The sequence below is a fragment of the Motilimonas thetidivivens genome (assembly GCF_046452435.1).
Taxonomy (GTDB): Bacteria; Pseudomonadota; Gammaproteobacteria; order Enterobacterales; family CBDFNC01; genus Motilimonas.
On the sequence record NZ_JBKFDK010000017.1, the window covers coordinates 1 to 20,489 of the forward strand.

Consider the following 20,489-nt stretch of genomic DNA (forward strand, 5'->3'; position numbering starts at 1 on the left):
GTTATTCACCGTGGCGTGCTCTTCAATAAATTGCGTAAGGCGTTTGGCTCGCTGTAGCGTGAGTTGTTCGCGTATCGCTTGGCCTTTAAATCCTGCTTCGATAATAGGCTGCACGGCCACTTCTTGCGCGGCTTTAAATGCGGCGTGTAAATAGTCTGCTTCGGCATAAGGTTTATCTTCAAACCCTAAGCGTCCGGTTAAATCTGCTTTACAAGTTAGCAAAAGTTGATCGAAGCGATCGGGTTTGCGCCAAGCGTCAGCCACATCAAATAAACTGAGCATTTGCTCGGGCGTTAAGCTAAACGCGCGATGCACATCACCATGCACTTGACTCATAATTAAGGCCAGATCACGGCAAGGATTCGGCACCCTATAGCGCTGACAGAAATGTTTGATTAAAGGTAACCCCTTGATGCCATGATGCTTATGACTTGGCCAAAGGTTGGGGTCTGTTTCGGCTTTACCAAAATCATGACATAAAGCGCTAAAGCGTACTTCTAAGTCGTTTGATAATAATGCCGCTTGCTCTATTACCATTAAGGTGTGCAGTCCAGTGTCGATTTCTGGATGCCACTTTTTCGGCCCCGGTACGCCGTATAGGTTATGCAGTTCAGGCAGCAACACTGGTAACGCCTGACAGTCTTTGAGCACTTGAAAGAACACTTGGGGTGAGTCTGTCATTAGGGCGGCTGACATTTCTTGCCAAACCCGCTCAGGCGTAAGGTGGTTAAGCTCTCCGTTAGTGCTTAGCTCGGTCATTAATGCCATTGTTTCTGGCGCTATGGTAAAGCCTTGACGATGATATCGCGCAGCAAATCGAGCCACTCTTAACACTCTTAAAGGATCTTCGGCAAAGGCGGGGGAGATATGTCTGAGTATTCTGTTGCTGAGATCGCGCTGCCCTTGGTAGGGATCGATGATCTGGCCTGCTTGGTCTTCGGCCATGGCATTAATGGTGAGATCGCGGCGCAGCAAATCTTGCTCTAAGGTTACATCGGGCGCAAAGTAGCACTCAAAACCGGTATAGCCTGCCGCAGTTTTTCGCTCGGTTCGGGCAAGGGCGTATTCTTGCTTGGATTTGGGGTGCAAAAATACCGGGAAATCTTTACCGACTTGTTGGTAGCCTAGCGCCAGCATTTGCTCAGGGGTGGCGCCAACGACCACATAATCGCGATCTTTGATGGTTAAATTTAATAGGCGATCTCGAACTGCGCCTCCAACCAGATAAACTTGCACGTTATTTCCCTTTAAAATCGACTTATTTGAGTATACCTAAAAATAAATCCGAACTTGAATCTGTGGCAGATGTTAGTTAAAGAATGTGACCATTAATCAAGGTTTTTTGCTCAACTTGCACGCTTTTACGGTCAAGCTGTGATGATAAATCCAATATTGGCTTTTTGGCATGCAATATTCTTTTGCGCCTGTGCGCAAAACTGACATTCTGTGTTAGCTTGATTTTGGTAATATGACGCTCTCTGCTATAGTGGGCGTCCACTGGATGGATGCAGTTTAGACTATGTACACAGAGTTTTTTGGCTTAAGAGAAAGCCCTTTTTCAATCGCCCCCGATCCCGATTATCTTTATTTGAGCGATCGACATAAGGAAGCCTTGGCGCATTTAATGTATGGATTAAATGGCGGTGGGGGTGGTTTTATTTTACTCACAGGTGAAGTGGGGACAGGTAAAACCACAGTATGTCGTTCTTTGTTACAAGAATTGCCTGAGCAAACCGAGCTTGCATTTATTCTCAATCCGGCTTTGACGGAGCTTGATTTGCTGGCAACCATTTGTGATGAATTTTCCATTGAATACAATCACGATAAGCCAAGCTTAAAGCACCTGTTCGATGTGATTGCCGCATTTTTGTTAAAGAATCACGAACAGAATATTCATTCTGTTTTGCTGATTGACGAAGCTCAACTATTGAATCCGCAGGTACTCGAGCAGTTAAGGCTATTGACCAATTTAGAAACAGATAGAAAAAAACTACTGCAGATTATTCTGATTGGCCAACCTGAGCTGCAACAGTTACTAAAAAAAGATGAGTTACGCCAATTAGCGCAGCGCATTACGGCGCGTTATCATTTGTTGCCGCTGAACCAAATCGAAGTGTGTAATTACATTCGTCATCGCTTGCAAGTGGCGGGCTGTCAGTTACCCATTTTTAGTAAATCCAGCTTAAAAGAAATTCACCGACAAAGTGGTGGTGTGCCACGCTTAATTAACTTGATTTGTGATCGCGCCTTATTAGCCGCTTATGCCAATAGTGATCACACCATTACGCCATTACTGATCAAATCGGTTGCGAATGAAGTGCGTGGTGATGGCGCGGTGGAAAGTCTTAATGCTAAGCCAATTATTATCGGCTCTGTGGTGCTGGCGTTGGCTTTGTTAGCCGGATTAACCCTGCCATATATGAGCGGTCCTGCCAATGTGAGTGATGAAGAGTTGCTTGCCGTGGTGACGGGAGAAACCAGCCCCGAGCCCATCGTTGTCGATCATACTAACGATGTCGATGAGGCGATAGCGCAAGCATTGGGGCGCGCTGATGATGTTGCCAGTGAGAGCGATGAGCAGGCGACCTTAGCTGTAAAGCCTGAGCAAATGGCTGGGCAAGCTCAGCTTGAGGTGGTCACGCCACTGACTAGTGAAGCTACGGCAACGGACGTGAGCGTTGTAAAAGCCAATTCAGAGAGCCATGATGGCTCTGTTGCTCAAGCTGAAGTCAGTTCGGTGCAAACACCCGATAAAATGAAGTATCAGCGTCGCTTAGAAAAAGTGGTAGCCGATAGCCGTGAGCCAGAGCCTGCGATCCAAAATCTCTATAAGGTTTGGGGTTATGAGGTGCCATTAATGCAAGCCACTTGTGAGCGAGCATTGGCGGCAGGGCTTCACTGTCTAAATGGTACAGGCAGTATTCGAACCCTAAAAGAAATGAATCATCCTGCCGTTGTAAAGATGTTTGATAAGCGCAATCAGCCTTATTACGCTACTTTGATTGCGATCAACGAGGGCTTTGAGATTTTGATCAATAGCAATCGGATTAAGGTGACAGAAGCTTGGTTTAACAAACACTGGAGCGGTGCATACACCTTGTTTTGGCAAGCGCCTGATGGCTATCAGCGTGCCATCGGTTTTGGCTCAAGTGGTAATGCGGTGCAATGGCTGGACGACAGCTTAGCCCAAGTGCTTGGCTATCCGGCGCGCAGCGCGCGTCAGTTTGATTATGAGCTGCAAGACAGAGTAATGCGGTTTCAAGAAAAGCATCATCTTGAAGCAGATGGCATTGCCGGTGTACAAACTATTTTACGGTTAAATTTGGCGGTGAATATTGCGATGCCAAAACTTAAGGTTGAGGGTTAATCATGTCGACCATACTCAATGCCCTAAAAAAGTCGGAAGAATTGCGCAATCGGAAAATTCCAACTCAATCTCTGGCCAGTAATCATTATCAATATCCGGTTGCCGAAGAAACAAATCAGGCAATATGGCCTTATGTAACCATTGCGGTATTGAGCACAAGTTTGCTCTGTGGTGGTTTGTTTTGGTATTTAAGTGCTAATAATGGCAGCACTGAAGTGGTGATGACGCCTGAGTTAGAATTACAACAGATATTAGCGCGTAGTCAGTCTCAGTTGCCGGTGGTACCTGAAAGCCAAATCGTAGAATTAGATTTTGCCAAGCAACAGCCATTAGCGCCTAATACTAGCTTAGCTGCTAAGCCAAGTGCGGCTCCGGTTGCTAAGGTACAAACTGAGCAGCAAGGTGTGCAACAAACCGTACAGCAACCCTTGCAGCAAACAGCAGGCCATGCCGATGTTGAGTTTTTACCGGAAAAACAATTTGATACCGTGCCATTACCGGTTTACGTGAGCAGTCAAAGGCCAACCTCTCGACTTGAGCAGATCAAGCCGCAGGCGGTTGCGCCAGTTGACCCGCTTGCTGATCTTGATTTATCGGATACTTCACCTGAATTGGCTGCCAAAATTCGCCTAGCCCTAGGTGGTGAACAAGAGCAAGTGGAAGCCGAGCCGCAATCCCCTGATGAGATTGATTACTCTGATGTTTCGGACACCGTGGCCGCTAAATTTCAACGCGCCCTTGCGGCACAAGAAGCGGCTCCCGTCGCTCCGCCAGCGCCAAGCCAGCCTATGTCTGCGATACCGGTATCGAACTTACCCGATGATATTCAAGGCAAAATACCGCCGTTTGCTTACAATTCCCATGTTTATTCCAGTTTAGTTGAGAAGCGTTCGGTGCGGTTTAATGGCACTGAGTTTAAAGAAGGTGACAGCGTGTTTACGCCGGATTTAACCTTGCTTGAAATAAGGCCTGACTATGTGATTATGCGTTATCAAAATCAAAGTTTTAGCGTTAAATCGATGGAAGATTGGAAAGGGTATTAGTGTCTAAATATAAACCGCTAGGCTTAAACTCTAGTTATAACCTTAAATACTAAGTTGAGCACTAAGCAAGACAACAAAAAAGCGGCCTTGGCCGCTTTCTTCATTTCATGTTATCGATTTAATGATCACACCCAGTTCGGGTCTTTCTTTTTACGTCTGGGTAAGAAAGGGATAACTAAACCAAGAAAAATCCCCGCGCCGAGGACGGCCGCTCCACGGATCAGCCATTGCATTTGCACTGTTTCGCTTTGATTGTCTAAACGCGTTTGCAAGGTTTCATTTTTCAGTTTCAGGGCCTCAATATCCTGCGTTAGCAGGGCTTGCTGCTCTAGCAATTGCTTAATTTCATTTGCTTGTTGGTCAATAGTATGGTCTTTATCGAGCAACACTTGATTATGGCCTTGCTCTGCTTCGGCTAACGTTTGCTTGGTTTGCGCTAATTCTTGCTGTAATTGGGGAAGTAGGGTTAAAGCGGGTGGCTCATCACTAACAAATTTTGATTCAACCCAACCAATGCGGCCTCGGGTATCTTGAATTTGCGTAAACTCAGCTTCGCTATCTTGTTGTTTGATTGTCACAGGGGAGCCAGCATTAAGGCTGCCTATGATACGAAATTGGGTACTGGGCCCCGAATGAATATAAACAATCAGGTTGTCGCTAATAAACTGGCCCTGTGCTGAAACGGGAGCCGTGAATGAAGCAACGAGTATGATTAAAAACGAGATATAACTTTTCACAAAACCTTCTCTGCTGAAACAAAAGTTAATCACAAGTTTAAGAATTTAAACAGTGAAGACAAGCATTAACAGGCTAATCCTACGTCTTATGCTTGAATTATTGATGTAGCTTGAAAAACCAGAGGTTTGACTAACCACATAAAACAAAAAAGCGCCCGTAGGCGCTTTAGCAATTAGGCACTAAACATACCTTTTAGCATGTAGAAGAACATGATGGAGAGGAAGGCTCCAATCGGTAGGGTGATAACCCAAGACACCACAATGCTGCGCACGACACCTAGGTTTAGGGCGGCGATACCACGTGCCATACCTACACCTAATACCGCACCAACTAAGGTTTGAGTAGTAGAAATAGGCAGACCAGTACCAGATGCGATAACCACTGTGGTCGCTGCGGCTAATTCGGCAGCAAAACCGCGGCTTGGGGTTAAATGAGTGATGCCATTACCTATGGTTGCGATAACGCGTTTACCAAAGATAGCCAGACCCAATACGATACCCACACCACCTAGTGGTAGGATCCACCATTCCAACACAGCTTTGCTGGCAATTTCACCATGGTTGTTAACTATGCTAACTACCGCGGCCAGTGGACCGATGGCGTTGGCAACGTCGTTAGAGCCGTGAGCAAAAGCCATGGCACACGCGGTGATCACCATCAGGATTGCAAACACCTTCTCAACGTTGGTGTAATGCATTTTTTTATCGGCCTTAGGATCAATTTTGATACGGCTAATAAAGTATTTACCCACCATGGCAACGATGATACCGACAATAATTGCTAAGCCGTAGGCTTCTAAGGTATCAAAGTGTAAACCAACGTGCTTTAAGCCTTTTTTGATGGTAACTAACGACATCATAAAGCCAGCTAAAAACATGTATAGTGGTACATAACGCTTCGCGTTTTTCAGTGGCTCATCAGTGTTGAAAATGAGTTTCTGTGCACTCATAAAGATAGCATAGGCTATGATACCTGCAATTAGCGGTGTCACGATCCAACTACCAACAATACCGGTGATTTTACCCCATGATACGATGTCAGGGCTGACGCCAACCGCAGCAAAACCAACAATTGCACCTATGATAGAGTGAGTGGTTGATACTGGCCAGCCACAGTATGAGGCGATTAACAGCCATAAGCCGGCGGCTAACAGCGCTGATATCATACCAAATACCAGTAAGTCAGGGTGCTCAACAAATGCAGCTGAGTCGATGATGCCGTTACGTATGGTTGATGTTACCTCACCACCCGCCAAATAGGCGCCAGCGAACTCGAAGATCATGGCTATGATAACAGCTTGTTTGATCGTTAAGGCTTTCGAGCCCACCGAGGTGCCCATGGCATTGGCTACGTCGTTAGCACCAATACCCCAAGCCATAAAAAAGCCAAACACGGCTGCTAACACGACTAAAATCGTGCCGTAATTGTTTATAATTTCCATAATTAACTTACTCTTTGAAACCTTATGAACGAGCTAACATTAGCTCCAAGCGAGCACCTACACGCTCGGCTTGATCGGCAAGATCACCTACCCATTCGAGGATTTGATATAAGAACATCATATCAATCGGACTGTATTGGGTTTCGACTTGCTGAAATTGACGACGCAGCTTGACCTGCAAACTATCAGTATCGTCTTCAATTTCTTCTAAACGATGGATCATATCTTCAACCAACTCCACTTCACGGCCTTTAAAGCCAGTTTCGAGGAGTTCATCGAGTTCATTGATGGCTTTTTTGGCTTGATTCGTTGCATCGATACAACGTTGCAAGTAAGCCATAAAGTCTTGCTGAGTATTATCTGGAAGTCTCATTTGACGACCTAAAACACGGCCAGAGACATCTTTAGCTCTGTTCGCGATTTTGTCTTGCTGAGTGAGAAGTTCCAGCATGTCAGTGCGTTCAACAGGCATAAAAATACCACGTGGAAGTTTCAAACGGATTTCGCGTTTTAGCTCATCGGCTTGTTTTTCCATTTGCGATATTTTAGCGCGTATTGTTTCTGCTTCTTCCCAGTTATTAGCGTTAACCGCTTCAAAAAAAGGGACGAGTAGTTTACAACATTGGTGAACTTTGTTGATATGCTCTTGTAGAGGCTTGATTGGGGACTTAGCAAAAAGTCCTAGTATTGTATTTACTGGCATAGCCAATTACCTGTTCTCGGTGAAAAAACACACGATGGATAGATTGAAGCGCATGTTAACGCAAGTTGGCAGGCATGAAAACAGCTAAACTGGGTAAATACCCCTTAAAGTCAATTTTTGCTTTTTAGTGGTATCACCATAATGCCTAGGTTTTAATTATAAGTACTGAATTATCATATGGATACAGAAGTCGAAATAAAGTTCTTTGTGTCGAAAAAAGCGGGTGAAAAGCTGCCTGAATTGCTTGGAAATCACCAGGTTTGTACACAAAATAAACATGTTTTACAAAATGTTTATTTTGATACCCGAGAGCGAACCCTAAAAAAACACGGCATCGGCCTGCGCGTTCGCAGCCACGATGGTAAAAATGAGCAAACTATCAAGTTAACTGGCTCTGTGGTGGGTGGCTTACATCAACGTCCAGAATACAATGAGCCGATCGATGGAATTCAACCTGAATTAGCCAGATTTAAGGCCGATATTTGGCCCGATGAATTGGATATAACCCAAATTCAAGCTGACTTAGTTCCCATTTTCAGTAATGACTTCACTCGGCAAACTTGGTTAGTTGAGATGGATGAAGAGGGGTTAGTTGAAGTTGCATTTGATAGCGGTAAATTATCCTGTAAAGGCCAAGAGGAAAAAATATGCGAGGTAGAGCTTGAGTTATTAAAGGGGCATCCTGGTTTATTATTTACCTTGGCTCATGATATGGCCGCTTTGCCAGGGGCTCGCTTGGTTAATATCAGTAAGGCGGCTCGTGGCTATTTGTTGTCGAGTCAAACGTTGCCTGAGTTACATTCATTAGACATCGTTCCTTTATCTGCGCAGAGCACGATAATTGATGCAGTGAGCCAAACCGTGAGTACGGCGCTGCAGCACTGGCAATACCATGAGCATTTGTACCTTCAGCATCGTTTAGATGCCTTGTCTCATATGCGCGATGGTGTGAATTTATTGCATCAAACGCTGCTTATTTACGCCCCGTATTTACCTCAGTCTCTGCCTATCTCTTGGCTGGCAGATTTGAACTGGCTCAGTAGTAAACTAAAGTGTATTGATCGTTACCAAGCATTGACTCGTTTAATGGACGAACAAGGGCGTTACATTAAAAAGTTAGATAAGGTAAAGCCGCTAAAACAATTTTTAAAACAAGAGCTCAAAGCGCTGCCTCAATATAAGCAAATGAAGCGACTGTTTACCAGTGAGCGATATTGTTCACTGATCTTAGATATTTCACAGTGGCTGGTGATGTTAGCCAAATTGCCTAGTGAGAATCATGATTTAGTGTTGCATGAGTTTGCTCATCAGGCAATAGAACAAAGCTGGCAAGAGCTAAGCAACTCTGCACTGGTCATGGGCGAGGAGCTTACTGCTTCCCAATATATTGTTTTAGAAGGTTTACTTAATCGTAATTTGATGGTCGGCACTTGTCTCTCTGGCTTGTTTGCTAGCCAAGCTCGCGATGATTTTCGCTTGCCTTGGCTTGATATTTTGCACGGCATTGCAGAATTAAAAGTATTAACACCTATTTATGATTATTTAGAGTTAGAACAAGATGCTGCCACTCAAGAAAAAATCCTTAAGTGGCTAAAACGTAAAGAATCTTCATTGGTATTAGTAATGGAGCAATCGAGGCTTCAAGCGAAATCCTTAGGGAATTATTATTGGTCTTGATGTTGACGCTACAGCAAGCGTGCGTCAGCTTGCTGTAGCTTTTAGCCTGCTTATTGTGGCTTCTAGGTGGTTATTTCTGTTGCTTTGCTGACTGCTCATTTTTTAACTCTGTCAGCTCAGCGCGCAGTTTTTTCAGTTCACTTAATAATTGTTGATTGGTAACTTTATCTTCATTTCGGCTTGCTGTTAAAAAAGTGGCCATTAAACCGCTTAATGTTGCAAAGGCACCTACGCCACAGATGATTAAGGTGGTTGCGATAGTTCTTCCCCAATCGGTCACAGGATAGAAGTCACCATAACCAACCGTAGAAATGGTGACTACGGTCCACCAAAATGCATCTCCGGCTGTTTTGATATTGCCATCTGGCGAAGCTGATTCGAGAAATAAGATGGCAGTAGAGCCACTGACCAGTAGCAGCATAATGAACAAAATTATCGAGGCGACGGTGGCTTCTTGGTAGTGCTTCTTTAGTTGTCTAAAAAATTGTGGGTTGTCTTTTAATACCCTAATTATTCTTACTATTTGCAGTAATCTTGCGTAGCGTAGTTCCTCTGTCATCGGAATCGATGCAATGAAATCGACCCAGTGGTGCTTGAGGAAGTCAATTTTGTCATCGGCGCGAATAAAACGGTAGCTAAGGTGGATCAGAAAGACGTAACAAATACTGCTATCGAGATTATAAAAAAGCAGGGCGGTCTCAGGGTGTAGATCCAGTAAAAGTCTGGATAAGACCAAGCAAATACTGACGATTGATAATATCATTATAGTGATATCGATTGAGGTGACTTTGCGGCTTTTTGCTGTGTCCGTCATTTTTTTATAACCTAGTTCTAAAGTATTGGTTTTGCAGGTCGATTAGTTACCTTGATTAAAGTAATTTGTTTATTACACAATAATCCTGAGCTGGAGTAATTATGACTGCTTTTAGGTTAAATAGGCTAGAGCAAGTATTTGCTAATGTAAAATTAATGCCAAAGATGGTGTTACTTATGGTTTTCAGTACCTTGCTGCTAGCTGGCAAGTCCTTCCTTGATGCTCAGCAATTTCGACAAGATGTCCAGCAGCATAGCCAATATCAATTGGCACAAAAGTTGGCGCTTGCTGACGGGGTATTAAAAGCTGCGTTCGAAACCCAAGCGCAACTCGGCGGCGAAGCTAAAGCCCAGCAATTTGCTCTGGATACATTAAATAAAATGCGCTGGGACGATAATGGCCATTTTTGGGTTGTTGCCAATAAGGGGACTGAATCCGGTGTGGCATTACTTTATCCCGCTCAGGACAGTTTGGTCGGTAAGAAATTAGCTGCTCAATTTGATGCAAATAGCCCCGGAAATATACAGACTCAATTAAATTTGTCTCAGGGCGAAGCTGAAGGGCACTTTACCGCGATTAAGCAAGGCCAAGCCTATGATGTTTATACTCGCGGTTTTCAGCCTTGGGGCTGGAGTGTTGCTGCTGCCATTAGTCATCAACAATTAGATAAATTCTATTATGCGGCGTTAAAGCGAGGTTTGGTCGAAACCTTTATTTTGGCGGTGGTCTTTATTTTTATCTTAGTTTGGGCGGCTAATACCATGTCCAAGCAAGTGAAACACTTAGTGAGTGGCATAGATAAAATGGCTAACAAAGACTTAAGCCATAACATGACCATCAGTAGTAAAGATGAATTTGGCGAGATAGCGGATGCAGTGCGCTCCACTGCGGCTAACTGGAAAGCGTTACTCGCCGAGCAGCAAGTTACGTCGGATCAGCTCAACGATGTTGCTGAACAGTTATCTATTTGTATGGAAGCGGTACAAGATTCAATTGAAGAAGAATTTTCTCAAATAGATGAATTGGCTTCTGCTATGAGCCAAATGGCCTCTACCGTGCGTGAAGTGGCTAATAATGCGGTCACGGCCTCAAATGCAACTACCCAAGCTAATGAAGTTGCGTTAGATGGTAATCGCTACGTTGATGCCACCATAGGCATTATTAGCTCACTTTCAAGCAACATAGATGCCTCGTCTAAAGCTGTGAATGAAGTAGAGAATAAAGTAGGCAGTATCGGCACCGTGGTTGACACTATTCGCGGCATTTCAGAGCAGACTAATTTATTGGCGCTCAATGCGGCTATCGAAGCTGCGCGTGCCGGTGAGCAAGGTCGAGGCTTTGCGGTGGTGGCTGATGAGGTGCGAAATCTTGCCCAGCGTACTCAAGATGCAACGGTTGAAATTCAAGGCATGATAGAGCAATTGCAAAACAGTGCAGGTCAAGCCGTAAGCTTGATGATAACCAGTGTGGATGAGGCTCAACGTAGTGTTGAACAGGTTAGCCAAGCGGGTCAAAAAATAGATTTTATTGCCGAGCAAGTGCAAAACATTGCCGATTTTAATAGTCAAATCGCGACCGCTTCTGAGCAGCAATCAAATGTAGCCGAAGAGATGAATACCAATCTTGGTCAAGTGAAAGAATTGGTTGAAGGCTCGGTCACCGTGCTTAAAGAGCTCAGTGAAGTGGCAGAGATTATTGCTACGCACGCTCAAAGCATGGACAGTTCAATTAAAGCGTTTAAAGTTAATTAATGAGCCCCCAGCCAAGCCATGTAATGATTAATGGCTTGGCTGGGGAGTGGCTTTGATGAAGCATCACTTTCACTTCAAGCTCGACCCATATACCCAAGTTACCTCAAGATGCTTGTTCAGCGAGAATTTGTAGGCCTTGGCCGCAGGTCGTTAGGCGCGACGCTGATTTGAGACATAGTGATTCACGGTTGTTAAACTACGTTGAAAATCAGCAACAAAGCATAACAGCCTACAAAACTCGCCCTTTGGGAGTTGCTCATTATGTTCATTTTTTCGTTAAAAAGCCTCGAAAGGGTTGACCATTCCTTCAACTTTTTGCCTCAAACTGAACATAATGAGCGGCTCTGAATCCTGCATCTTGAGGTGTCTTGGGTATAGAACCCCGCACCTAAGCCTATTTCAAATCCCAATTACATTGGCCGCTTAATTCGCGCGTGTTTGAATTGTCTAAGGCTTGATTCATCATACGCTTGTAACGGTTTTTAATGTTGGCCGCCAAAGGTGGGATAAGTAAACGTTCGTCAAACTCAGGTAATGCTTTGTTGGGCAAAACAGCACGCTCTTCTTCGGTAAACTCTCTGCGCAATAAACGATTAACCCCTTGGATGCTCGGAACGCCCTGTAATACCAATGCTTGTTGGTCTTGGCTAATTAGAAAATCTATTAACAGGTAAGCGGCTGCCAGTTTTTCGGGTTGATTCTCGAGGTGTTGACCAATGGCTAGGGTATCAAGTGAGTAAATGGGACCTTCTTCTGCGACAGCGATTTTCCAGCGTTGGTTGTTCTCTTGGTTACATTTAACTAACTCTAGTCCCCAAGTGGTGGCTAAGCTCTGTTGCCGTAAATCAGCGCAGTTGTTTTCTTGATTAGACCAAAAGCCTTGAGCGGTTTTAAGCCTTAAGGTTAAGGTGTTTTGTACCCGTTTTTGTAACGACTTGTCTTTGATTATTTGCCCATTTTCGAATAGTGCGGGTGATTCACCAAGCGCCAGCATGCTGGAGATTAAAACGGGTTCAAATTGGTCACAGTAGATTTTAAATTGCTGGGTATTATCAGGGTTATTGAGTTGTGACCAGCTGGTCGGCGGCTCGCTAAACTGATTTTGATCATAAGCTAGACTGAATAGGGCATAGGTATGGGCAACCGCATAATTGTGCTCGCCTTCTTTATCGTATTGCGTTTGCTGAAAAATAGGCCTTAGCTGATTAAAGTTTTGTAAACGGCTTTTATCAATTGGCAGAAGGAGTTTAATCAGGGGGGAGTGATGGGCTTTTAAAAAAAAGTTAGCGGGCATCACTACATCGGCTTTTTTCATCCTCAGCGCGCTGTAAATACTCTCAAAGTCAGTGATATAGGGTTGAATTGAGGTGACTTCAACATTAACTCCCCTCGCTTTAGCATAGGCCTGAAAACGGTCCTCAAAGCCAACGGGTAAGTATCCCCATTCAAGGAAATTCAGTTGGACAGGATTGTTTTGTGCGTTACTGGTGAAAGTCATCAATGAGCCAATTAATAACAAACAAAAGCAAATATGGCGTGATATCAACTGCATACCTAAACCCTCAACGGCGTTCCAATATTTTGACTTAATAAACGTTATAGCTTAGCTAATCCTAAGTTAAGCTAAGAGTATAGTCTCAGATAAGATTTGCTTGATGATTGTTGTAAAGCGTGAGCTTAGAAGCAGATTTATTCTTGCTGACTAATAACAAATCGATAGAAAAGCTGTTGTTTGATTTTGGCGACATCTTCGTTTAGTCGCCTATGGCGGACATAAGACATAGCTCTAGTAATTGAAGGGATATTTGGTTGTTTAGTTAATTTAATGGGCGGTTTGAGATACTATCGGCGGAAAAATAAGATCAATGTTTAAGGATGAACATGAGATTTGATGCATTAGACAGCATTCGAGGTTTAGCTGCACTGGTGGTAGTGCTGTTTCACCTACACTATGGTTTCCCCGGCTATTTAGCAGTGGATTTGTTTTTTATTTTAAGTGGCTTTGTACTGAGTTATCGCTACTTTAATCCTCATAATCAGGGGGAAGTCTCCCTCACTGATTTTACCATCGCGCGGCTTTCGCGCTTGTATCCCTTACACTTATTTGGCTTGCTTGCGGTATTACTGTTTTATGTTGCAACGGACTTTCCTGATAAAGGTGAAGGTAACCTGTATACATTTTTGCAGCATGTCTTTTTGTTACAGAATACCGGCATGAGCACTTGGTGGGTCAGTTGGAATCAGCCAAGTTGGAGTATTAGCGTTGAATTTTGGGTCAACCTTATCGTGTTTGCTTGGTTAGCTTGGCGCGCAAACACCTTGATGTTAATGATTTTGGCGATCTTAGGTTACAGCGTGTTAATCGCTAACATTAAACACTTAGATGTGCATATTCAGCTGCTATTTGGCTTTTTGAATGCAGGTATGGTGCGATGTTTTGCCGGCTTTTTCTTGGGCATGGTGTTGTACCGTTGGTTTGTTGCAATTAAGGCCTATCCGTTTAAACCCACATCTCCAGCTGTTGTATTTAGCCTTTTTTCCTTAGCCGAAATAGCGTTGGTGATTGCGGCGATTAGCTTGGTATTTTGGGCACCGATTCGTACCAAAATGGACTTTAATGCTCCCTTTGTTTTCAGTGCATTGGTCTTTTGTTTTGCATGGCAAGGAGGGGTGTTAAGTTGGCTATTTAACAAGTTTCGCATCGCTTTTTTAGGTACCTTATCCTACTCCCTGTATCTCAATCATTATTGGGTGATCAACGTAATGAAGTCATTAGATTTACCCACTTATGGTTTCAAGCTGGAAGTGTTTGCGTGGGTATTTGGTGTGTTAGTGCCAATTTCTGTTGCAACCTATTATTTAATTGAAAAGCCTGGGCAAGGGTTTATCCGTGATAAATGGAAGCAAATTAAATCTCGGGTTGGTTAGTCGCATAAGTATCCCTAGCGCTTAGCTGCGCTAGGGATCAGTGAGGTTAGTACATAGGGCGAGCGCATGAGTGAACAAAATACAATCAACCAAGGGAACCAAGTGGAATTTTCTTATACGAAACGCCGTGACATCATCCCTGATGGCTTAACTGCCGCATCCCTGCGGCAGATATTCTTCTAAGAAAACACCACTAAACGCTCGAAACACATTCATGCGTTTGCCCTGGGTTAGTAAACTGCAGAATGGAAAAATAGAACGATAAACAAACTCAGGAACAAGCCAAGTCCAATATCCAATGTGTTTTCTAAGCTGTGATGTTTTTTAGCCCACAAAGCCATAAAGATAAATAGTGGGAACAAGCCCATTAAATATCTTGGTCCGCTGAGTAGCCAAGTTGGCGAATATGAAATAATCAGGTAGCAAAAGCTATAAATCACATAAGCGCTAGGTACTTTTCTAATTGAGGTTGCAATTAATGCGACCGATAAAAAGAAACCCATAAACGTTGGCCACCAAGTCCCCGCAGCCATCTTATAGTTATTACCTTGAGTACGTTCAAATATTGCTGCCATATTCTCAGCAAAATAGCCAAAGCCATTGTGCCAGTTCTCTTTTTGGTAGTCTAAGAAACGAAACCAATCGCCGGTTACCCATTTATTGAGCACCAGATAGAGCAAGATCCCTGATGGAATTAAGGCTAATGCCAGCAACTTAGGTAGCGCAAAACGAAGCTTTTGCAGCCATCCCTGTGGCCATAGCGTTTGATGTTGACGAAGCATTTCAAATGCCATCGGGGCAAGCAATAACACCCCGTGATTTCGGGTAAGGGCTGCCAACAAACCAAAACAGCCTGCTTGCCACCATAGGCCTCGGCGCATGTAATAAAAACACGCGATACTCATCAATAAGAAGGTGCTCTCGGTATAGACGATGGCGGTAAAAAACGAAAATGGAAACAGCAGTAAGTATTTGATGGTTTTCCACGCAATGGATTCATCATTGAACTCATTTCGAACCAGTTTAAACAGAAAGAAACAGGAGAGGGTGAGGTTTATTAATGAAACGGCGACACCAGCAAAAAAAGTATCGGCGATGAAGTTTTTCATCACCGCTATGAGTGCCGGATACAAGGGATAAAATACCAACAAATATCGATCTTGTCCCTCGGCCGAGTAGCCGTTATTGGCAATGTTTATGTAATGAAAGGTATCCCAACGCCACCATATATGTTTAAACAAATCACTAAAGCTGCCGCTGTTTTCATTTATCACACTAAAGGCAAAATAGGCCACGAGGTAGACAATGAATCGACTCAGCAATACCAGAATAGCCATTTGTAGCAGTAGCTTGAGATTATCTTTCCAGCTGAACTGACAGGCTAGAGGTTGATAAAGGCTAATGCTTTCGCTGTCTGGATTGGATTTTCCTAACCAGCTTAACTGATGGCAAGCAACCCAAGTGATGTAGATGCCACTTAAGGAAATAAGGGATAAGCATACAAATTCAATGGATAATATATATGACACAAGTATACCTTTAAGGAAATAAACCTAGGTTAAATTTAACCCAAACCAAGGTCGCCGATAACAAACCGAAATACCCCAGTAGTAACCACTCCATTTTTTTACCTTGATGCGATAAAAACACGAGCCATAACGTCATCGCAGGAATGTAATACCTGTGTTCAATCATTGGATGCAGTAGCAGTAAAGCGATAAAGACAGGATACAGGATATAGGCCGATGGTCTGGTAAGCTTAAACACAAATGCCCCAATAACCGTGGCGAAAATGGGCAGGATCCAAGTTGCTTTAAGTAAGGTGCTCGAGGTGAAGTATAGCGGGATAGTGTTGTGAACAAAGCCCGGAACAAAGTTATAAGGATGAACCACCTTAAATAGCAGCATATAGGCGATGAAAAAAATGCCTCCTAGCCAAGCTACAGACACGGGGAGTTTATATTCGTGGTTGTTGAACTCAATTCTAATTAGCGCACGCTGCTTTATAGCATGCCAATAATTTTTACTGTTTTTTACTATGATGGGTAAAAAGACTAAGAAAAAACAAACCATATAGAAGTAGAGATTACCAACGGACATACCTACTGGGTGCCTGTTGGCGTCACCAATGGCAACCCCACCATTGATAGCAACAAAGGTAACAAATGCTGCAAACAATAAAGCAAAAGGAAGTAGTTTTATCCTCCAAGCTCTCAGATGATAGGTTGCCAGTTGTTTTTGATTTTGCCAATCATCAATCACCACCATAGTTGCTATGGCTGCCACCCAAATAATATTGGTTTGTCGGACTAGCAAACTAAGTAGCATCATTGCGGCGCATAGCCATAACCGCTTATCTAAATAAAAATACAAGCCTAAAAGCACGGTTAACATAGATAGGCTATGGGTATAAATTAGGAAGTTATACGGGAACATCACAGGTAAAAAGAAAAATGCCAGCGATCTAGGCAGTGCCGCTTCTGGCACGGTTTTACGGAAACAAAAATAGATAACTATCACCGAGGCTAAGACAATTAGCAGTGATATTAATCGTATATGGTTAGGTCCCGAGAGGTGTAAGTACTTACCAATAAATGCACAAACCGCGTGATAGCCTGGTATTGTGGTTAGGCTTGGTAGCTGTTTAAACTCGCCGCGAAGAAACATCGATATTTGGCCATAATGAGGATGTTCATCGATCATTAAGCCAAGATTATAGTGATACATTTGACTATGTAACGCTAAAGCGAACAGCGCTAGCAGGCCAAACATAATAAAAAATCGCCAATGACGAGGCGAACTCACCGAGGGTGAGAACTGAGTTGATAGTTCCATTTTTCATCCTTGAAAAGTGAAGAAGTAAATTTTTGGTCTATTTTTTAACAAATCGAGGTTTTGTTCCAGTTAACTTTTTGCGCGATATCAAAAAAACAAACTTTGCTGAATAATTTATCCCTTCCTATATCGAATTAATCCTATTTATATGGCAAATAGCCACAATAAAACGATAATGCTTTTGCTGATGCCATTTTGATAAGGTAAATCGGCTGGGCAAAATACTGTTCTAATTTTGTGTATTGGTGCGGTCTAACTGAAGTTATAGCGCCTTTGTTTGCCACTAGAGCACGAATAGTTAGATATAAGTGTCTATCATGATAGAGTGACTCTATTGTTGTTATGACTGTGACGCCTTTGTTAATTGTGTTTGCGTAGCCATCATATTGGTTTTACTGCAATGAAGTTTAATTTTGCAAGGAATGGTGCTTTTAGTGGTGACTTTACGGTTTTTTATGGGGTGTGTTCTAGTGCTCACTAGCTATGTTTCGGCGGCTCCGTTACGCCTCGCTGTACCTCAATTTCCGCCCTATACCAGTTTTGAAAATGGTCAATTTTCTGGCATTGGGGTTGAGTTAGTTAGCCAAGCTTTCACCCAACTTGATCAGCCCTATCAACTTATTTCGGTTCCTAACTATGCCAGAGCTCTGGCGGAGCTGAGGCGGGGGCGCATCGATGGTTTTTTCCTTGCCAGTGAAAATGAACAACGAAATCGACTTGCCGTGTTTAGTGAGCCGCTTATGGTTAATCGTTGGCTTTGGTTTATGCGCCATGATGATCTTAGGGATCCCGCCTCTGAGTCTTTTAAGCAGCAAGCTCAAGTGGCTTCGTTGCTCGGCTCCAACACCAGCGTTTGGTTATTTGCTAATGACTATAAGGTATTAACCAAAGCGGTTGATATCGATGAGCTGCCCCCCTTGCTATTGACCCTAAAACGCATTGATGCGGTGTTTTTGGCTGAAAAAGTATTTAAGCAAGAGCTGCTGTTGCAAGGATTTGCTGATGCGGATTATCGGCAAGTAGAACAGAGCAGTAAGCCCTTTGGGATCTACATTAGTAAATCTTATTTAGCTCATCGCCCCGACTTTATGGCAAAATTAAATGAGGCCATTAAGCAAGTTAAAAAAGATCATTAAATATAGCTAGCGCGCAAGCGGCTTAACATGGTTTGTTACTTTTAATCATCATTTTTCTTAGGCCATTGTATTTTAATCTATTCCCTTTGCGGCTGTTCAGGTGAAAAATTGCGTTGTTTGATAAGGATGTTCGTTACTGCTGTGTTTTTCTGCAGCATGGTTACCACTACTAATGCCATTGCCAGCACTAATGCGTTGGATGCTTGGTTGGCGTTGGAAAATAGTCAATTACCCCCGCATGATTTAATTATTGAGAGTGAGCAACTGCTAAAATTGCACCAAAGCCAAGGAGTGCATGCTGGTGAAGTGAGGGGGAATATTATGTTAGCGTTTGCTTACCTTTCACTTGAGAAAGATGAGCAATCACAGTTCTATTTAGACCGAGCTAAACAGCTTAACGCATCTGTTGAATCGGTCGTTGATCAGGTAAAAATCAATAATCTTCAAGCGTCTATATATGCTATGCAAGGGGATATTAAAAACGCGGCTGAAGCGGCTATTGCTAACTTAGCTCAGGCTAGTGCGCTAGATGACGATATCTTATTGGGCGATACGTTAATTCAATATGCCTACATTATGCAGTTGGAATCTCAATTTTCCGAAGCCATCGAACGACTATTTGAAGCCCAGCAGATATTTGAAAAGAGTAATGACCGGCACCGTTTAATGACAATTCAGAGCCATCTTGCCATTATTTACTCTAAGCTAAAAAATTATCATAAAGCCATTGAATATTATCGTCATGCCGTCGACTTAGCTAATGAGCTCGATGATGATTTTAGTTTGTCTATTTTTTACTACAACCTAGGCACCGCTTTTATTGGCTTAGAAAACTGGCCTAGTGCCATTGATTATTTTTCTAAGGCGAGAGAATTGAGTGTGATCCTCGAAGATCAGGCCGGGGTGGCGTTGGCGACTTCACAGTTGGGCAATGTCATGATCAAAAATCAGCAATATGAAGCTGCGCTGCCCTTGCTATTGCAAGCAAATGATATGCTTACTGATGCTGGATCTGAGTATATGCGGATGCGGATCAAGTTAGATATAGCCATGATTTACGCGAAACAAGGTCAAGCTGATTTTGCTAATGCTTATATCAGTGAAGTGGAGTGGATGATGGCGCAGGGCGGGGATGATAGCCGCTTTCCGCGTTTGTCCTTGGGTGAGGTGTATGCTGAATTAGGTTTATATGAGGCTTCATCACGCATTTTTTATGCTTACATCGACCAGCTTAATGAAGATTTTGAGATTAAAAAGCAGTTATCCTTGCAGCGTTTAGAAGTGATTTATGATGTGCGCTTTGAAAAGTCGCGTAATGAATTACTAAAAAAAGAAAATGAATTGACTGAGTCCGAGCTGGCAAGACAAAACCAATCTCGGTTGATTTTAGCCCTGAGTTTGGTGCTAATGCTGGTTTTTTTGGCTCTGACTTTTCGGCAGATCCGTATTCAGCGTGGCCATAAGCAAAGGTTTAAGGCATTGGCCTATAAAGATGACCTGACCAAGGTCGATAATCGTCGCGGGATCATCGCATTTGCTCAAGAGCGTTTAGCTGAGTTACCAACGGGCCAAGGAAATTTGGTATTGGCTATCATAGATCTAGACCACTTTAAGCAGGTTAATGACAATTATGGCCATGATGTTGGGGATCAGGTGTTGATCCACTTTGCAAACATCGTTAGCCAGTCTTTACGAGTTAATGAAAGGGTGGGCCGCTATGGTGGTGAAGAGTGGCTGTTAGTGTTGCCAAAGGCAACATGTGATGAAATTCAGCCCTTATTTAAAAAATTGCAACTGGCGTATCAGCAACATAAACCCCGTCACTTACCCGATGAGCTGGTTTTAAACTTCAGCATGGGGGCCGTAGTTGCTTCATCTGGCTCTGATTTGTCAATTAAATCCTTATTACAACGAGCTGATGCTGCGCTTTATCAAGCGAAGCAAAACGGCCGTGGGCGCTGTGAAATCGCAGATAGTTAATCGGGGCTTAACCAAACAGGGGCTGATGCGCTAGAATAGACGGCTTATTTGGTTAAGCCTGCGACAATTAGCGTTT

Annotated in this window: 15 protein-coding genes; 7 read left to right on the forward strand and 8 right to left on the reverse strand. The window is 43.3% G+C overall.

The genetic code is table 11. The features are described 5' to 3' along the window. On the reverse strand, positions 1 to 1,236 hold a 1,236-nt coding region (locus ACK8OT_RS13000; RefSeq protein WP_410196948.1), incomplete at its 3' end, for a multifunctional CCA addition/repair protein. A gap of 283 nt (positions 1,237 to 1,519) precedes the next feature. Between ACK8OT_RS13000 and ACK8OT_RS13005 the strand changes: the two genes are divergently transcribed. After that, the gene (locus tag ACK8OT_RS13005) at positions 1,520 to 3,367 is read left to right on the forward strand and encodes an AAA family ATPase (RefSeq protein WP_410196949.1); all 1,848 of its coding nucleotides are present in this window, start codon (positions 1,520 to 1,522) and stop codon (positions 3,365 to 3,367) included. A 2-nt stretch (positions 3,368 to 3,369) separates the two neighbouring features. Then, the gene (locus tag ACK8OT_RS13010) at positions 3,370 to 4,410 is read left to right on the forward strand and encodes a general secretion pathway protein GspB (RefSeq protein WP_410196950.1); all 1,041 of its coding nucleotides are present in this window, start codon (positions 3,370 to 3,372) and stop codon (positions 4,408 to 4,410) included. Positions 4,411 to 4,535: 125 nt separating this feature from the next. Here ACK8OT_RS13010 and ACK8OT_RS13015 read toward each other — a convergent pair whose 3' ends face one another. The 3 genes from ACK8OT_RS13015 to ACK8OT_RS13025 form a co-directional block, all read right to left on the reverse strand. Then, positions 4,536 to 5,147, reverse strand: coding sequence for a TIGR04211 family SH3 domain-containing protein (locus ACK8OT_RS13015; RefSeq protein ID WP_410196951.1), 612 nt, complete (start codon positions 5,145 to 5,147; stop codon positions 4,536 to 4,538). Positions 5,148 to 5,320: 173 nt separating this feature from the next. Next, complete coding sequence (locus ACK8OT_RS13020) at positions 5,321 to 6,589, reverse strand: inorganic phosphate transporter (RefSeq protein ID WP_410196952.1); 1,269 nt, start codon at positions 6,587 to 6,589, stop codon at positions 5,321 to 5,323. A gap of 22 nt (positions 6,590 to 6,611) precedes the next feature. After that, complete coding sequence (locus tag ACK8OT_RS13025; protein WP_410196953.1) at positions 6,612 to 7,292, reverse strand: TIGR00153 family protein; 681 nt, start codon at positions 7,290 to 7,292, stop codon at positions 6,612 to 6,614. A 177-nt stretch (positions 7,293 to 7,469) separates the two neighbouring features. On the opposite strand from ACK8OT_RS13025, the gene ACK8OT_RS13030 reads away from it, so the two are divergent. Then, positions 7,470 to 8,969 carry a CYTH and CHAD domain-containing protein gene (locus tag ACK8OT_RS13030; protein WP_410196954.1) on the forward strand — a complete coding sequence of 500 codons (1,500 nt, stop codon included), beginning with the start codon at positions 7,470 to 7,472 and terminating at the stop codon, positions 8,967 to 8,969. 70 nt (positions 8,970 to 9,039) lie between these two features. On the opposite strand, the gene ACK8OT_RS13035 is transcribed toward ACK8OT_RS13030, so the two are convergent. After that, on the reverse strand, positions 9,040 to 9,783 hold the full coding sequence (locus ACK8OT_RS13035) for a potassium channel family protein (RefSeq protein WP_410196955.1): 744 nt from the start codon (positions 9,781 to 9,783) through the stop codon (positions 9,040 to 9,042). 101 nt (positions 9,784 to 9,884) lie between these two features. Here ACK8OT_RS13035 and ACK8OT_RS13040 point away from each other — a divergent pair, with 101 nt between their 5' ends. Next, on the forward strand, positions 9,885 to 11,534 hold the full coding sequence (locus ACK8OT_RS13040) for a methyl-accepting chemotaxis protein (protein WP_410196956.1): 1,650 nt from the start codon (positions 9,885 to 9,887) through the stop codon (positions 11,532 to 11,534). Positions 11,535 to 11,928: 394 nt separating this feature from the next. Here ACK8OT_RS13040 and ACK8OT_RS13045 read toward each other — a convergent pair whose 3' ends face one another. Further along, positions 11,929 to 13,086 carry an ABC transporter substrate-binding protein gene (locus ACK8OT_RS13045; RefSeq protein WP_410196957.1) on the reverse strand — a complete coding sequence of 386 codons (1,158 nt, stop codon included), beginning with the start codon at positions 13,084 to 13,086 and terminating at the stop codon, positions 11,929 to 11,931. Between the two features lie 329 nt (positions 13,087 to 13,415). Here ACK8OT_RS13045 and ACK8OT_RS13050 point away from each other — a divergent pair, with 329 nt between their 5' ends. After that, the gene (locus ACK8OT_RS13050) at positions 13,416 to 14,462 is read left to right on the forward strand and encodes an acyltransferase family protein (protein ID WP_410196958.1); all 1,047 of its coding nucleotides are present in this window, start codon (positions 13,416 to 13,418) and stop codon (positions 14,460 to 14,462) included. Positions 14,463 to 14,692: 230 nt separating this feature from the next. Here ACK8OT_RS13050 and ACK8OT_RS13055 read toward each other — a convergent pair whose 3' ends face one another. Then, the gene (locus tag ACK8OT_RS13055) at positions 14,693 to 15,991 is read right to left on the reverse strand and encodes a hypothetical protein (protein WP_410196959.1); all 1,299 of its coding nucleotides are present in this window, start codon (positions 15,989 to 15,991) and stop codon (positions 14,693 to 14,695) included. Positions 15,992 to 16,001: 10 nt separating this feature from the next. Continuing rightward, positions 16,002 to 17,297, reverse strand: coding sequence for a Dol-P-Glc:Glc(2)Man(9)GlcNAc(2)-PP-Dol alpha-1,2-glucosyltransferase (locus ACK8OT_RS13060; protein WP_410196960.1), 1,296 nt, complete (start codon positions 17,295 to 17,297; stop codon positions 16,002 to 16,004). A 470-nt stretch (positions 17,298 to 17,767) separates the two neighbouring features. On the opposite strand from ACK8OT_RS13060, the gene ACK8OT_RS13065 reads away from it, so the two are divergent. Together ACK8OT_RS13065 and ACK8OT_RS13070 are read left to right on the forward strand one after the other, a co-directional pair. Next, a complete protein-coding gene (locus ACK8OT_RS13065) occupies positions 17,768 to 18,433 on the forward strand; it encodes a substrate-binding periplasmic protein (RefSeq protein ID WP_410196961.1) in 666 nt (221 codons plus the stop codon). A 156-nt stretch (positions 18,434 to 18,589) separates the two neighbouring features. Next, entirely contained in the window at positions 18,590 to 20,413 is a 1,824-nt protein-coding gene (locus tag ACK8OT_RS13070; protein ID WP_410196962.1) for a diguanylate cyclase, read from the forward strand. Positions 20,414 to 20,489: the final 76 nt, after the last annotated feature.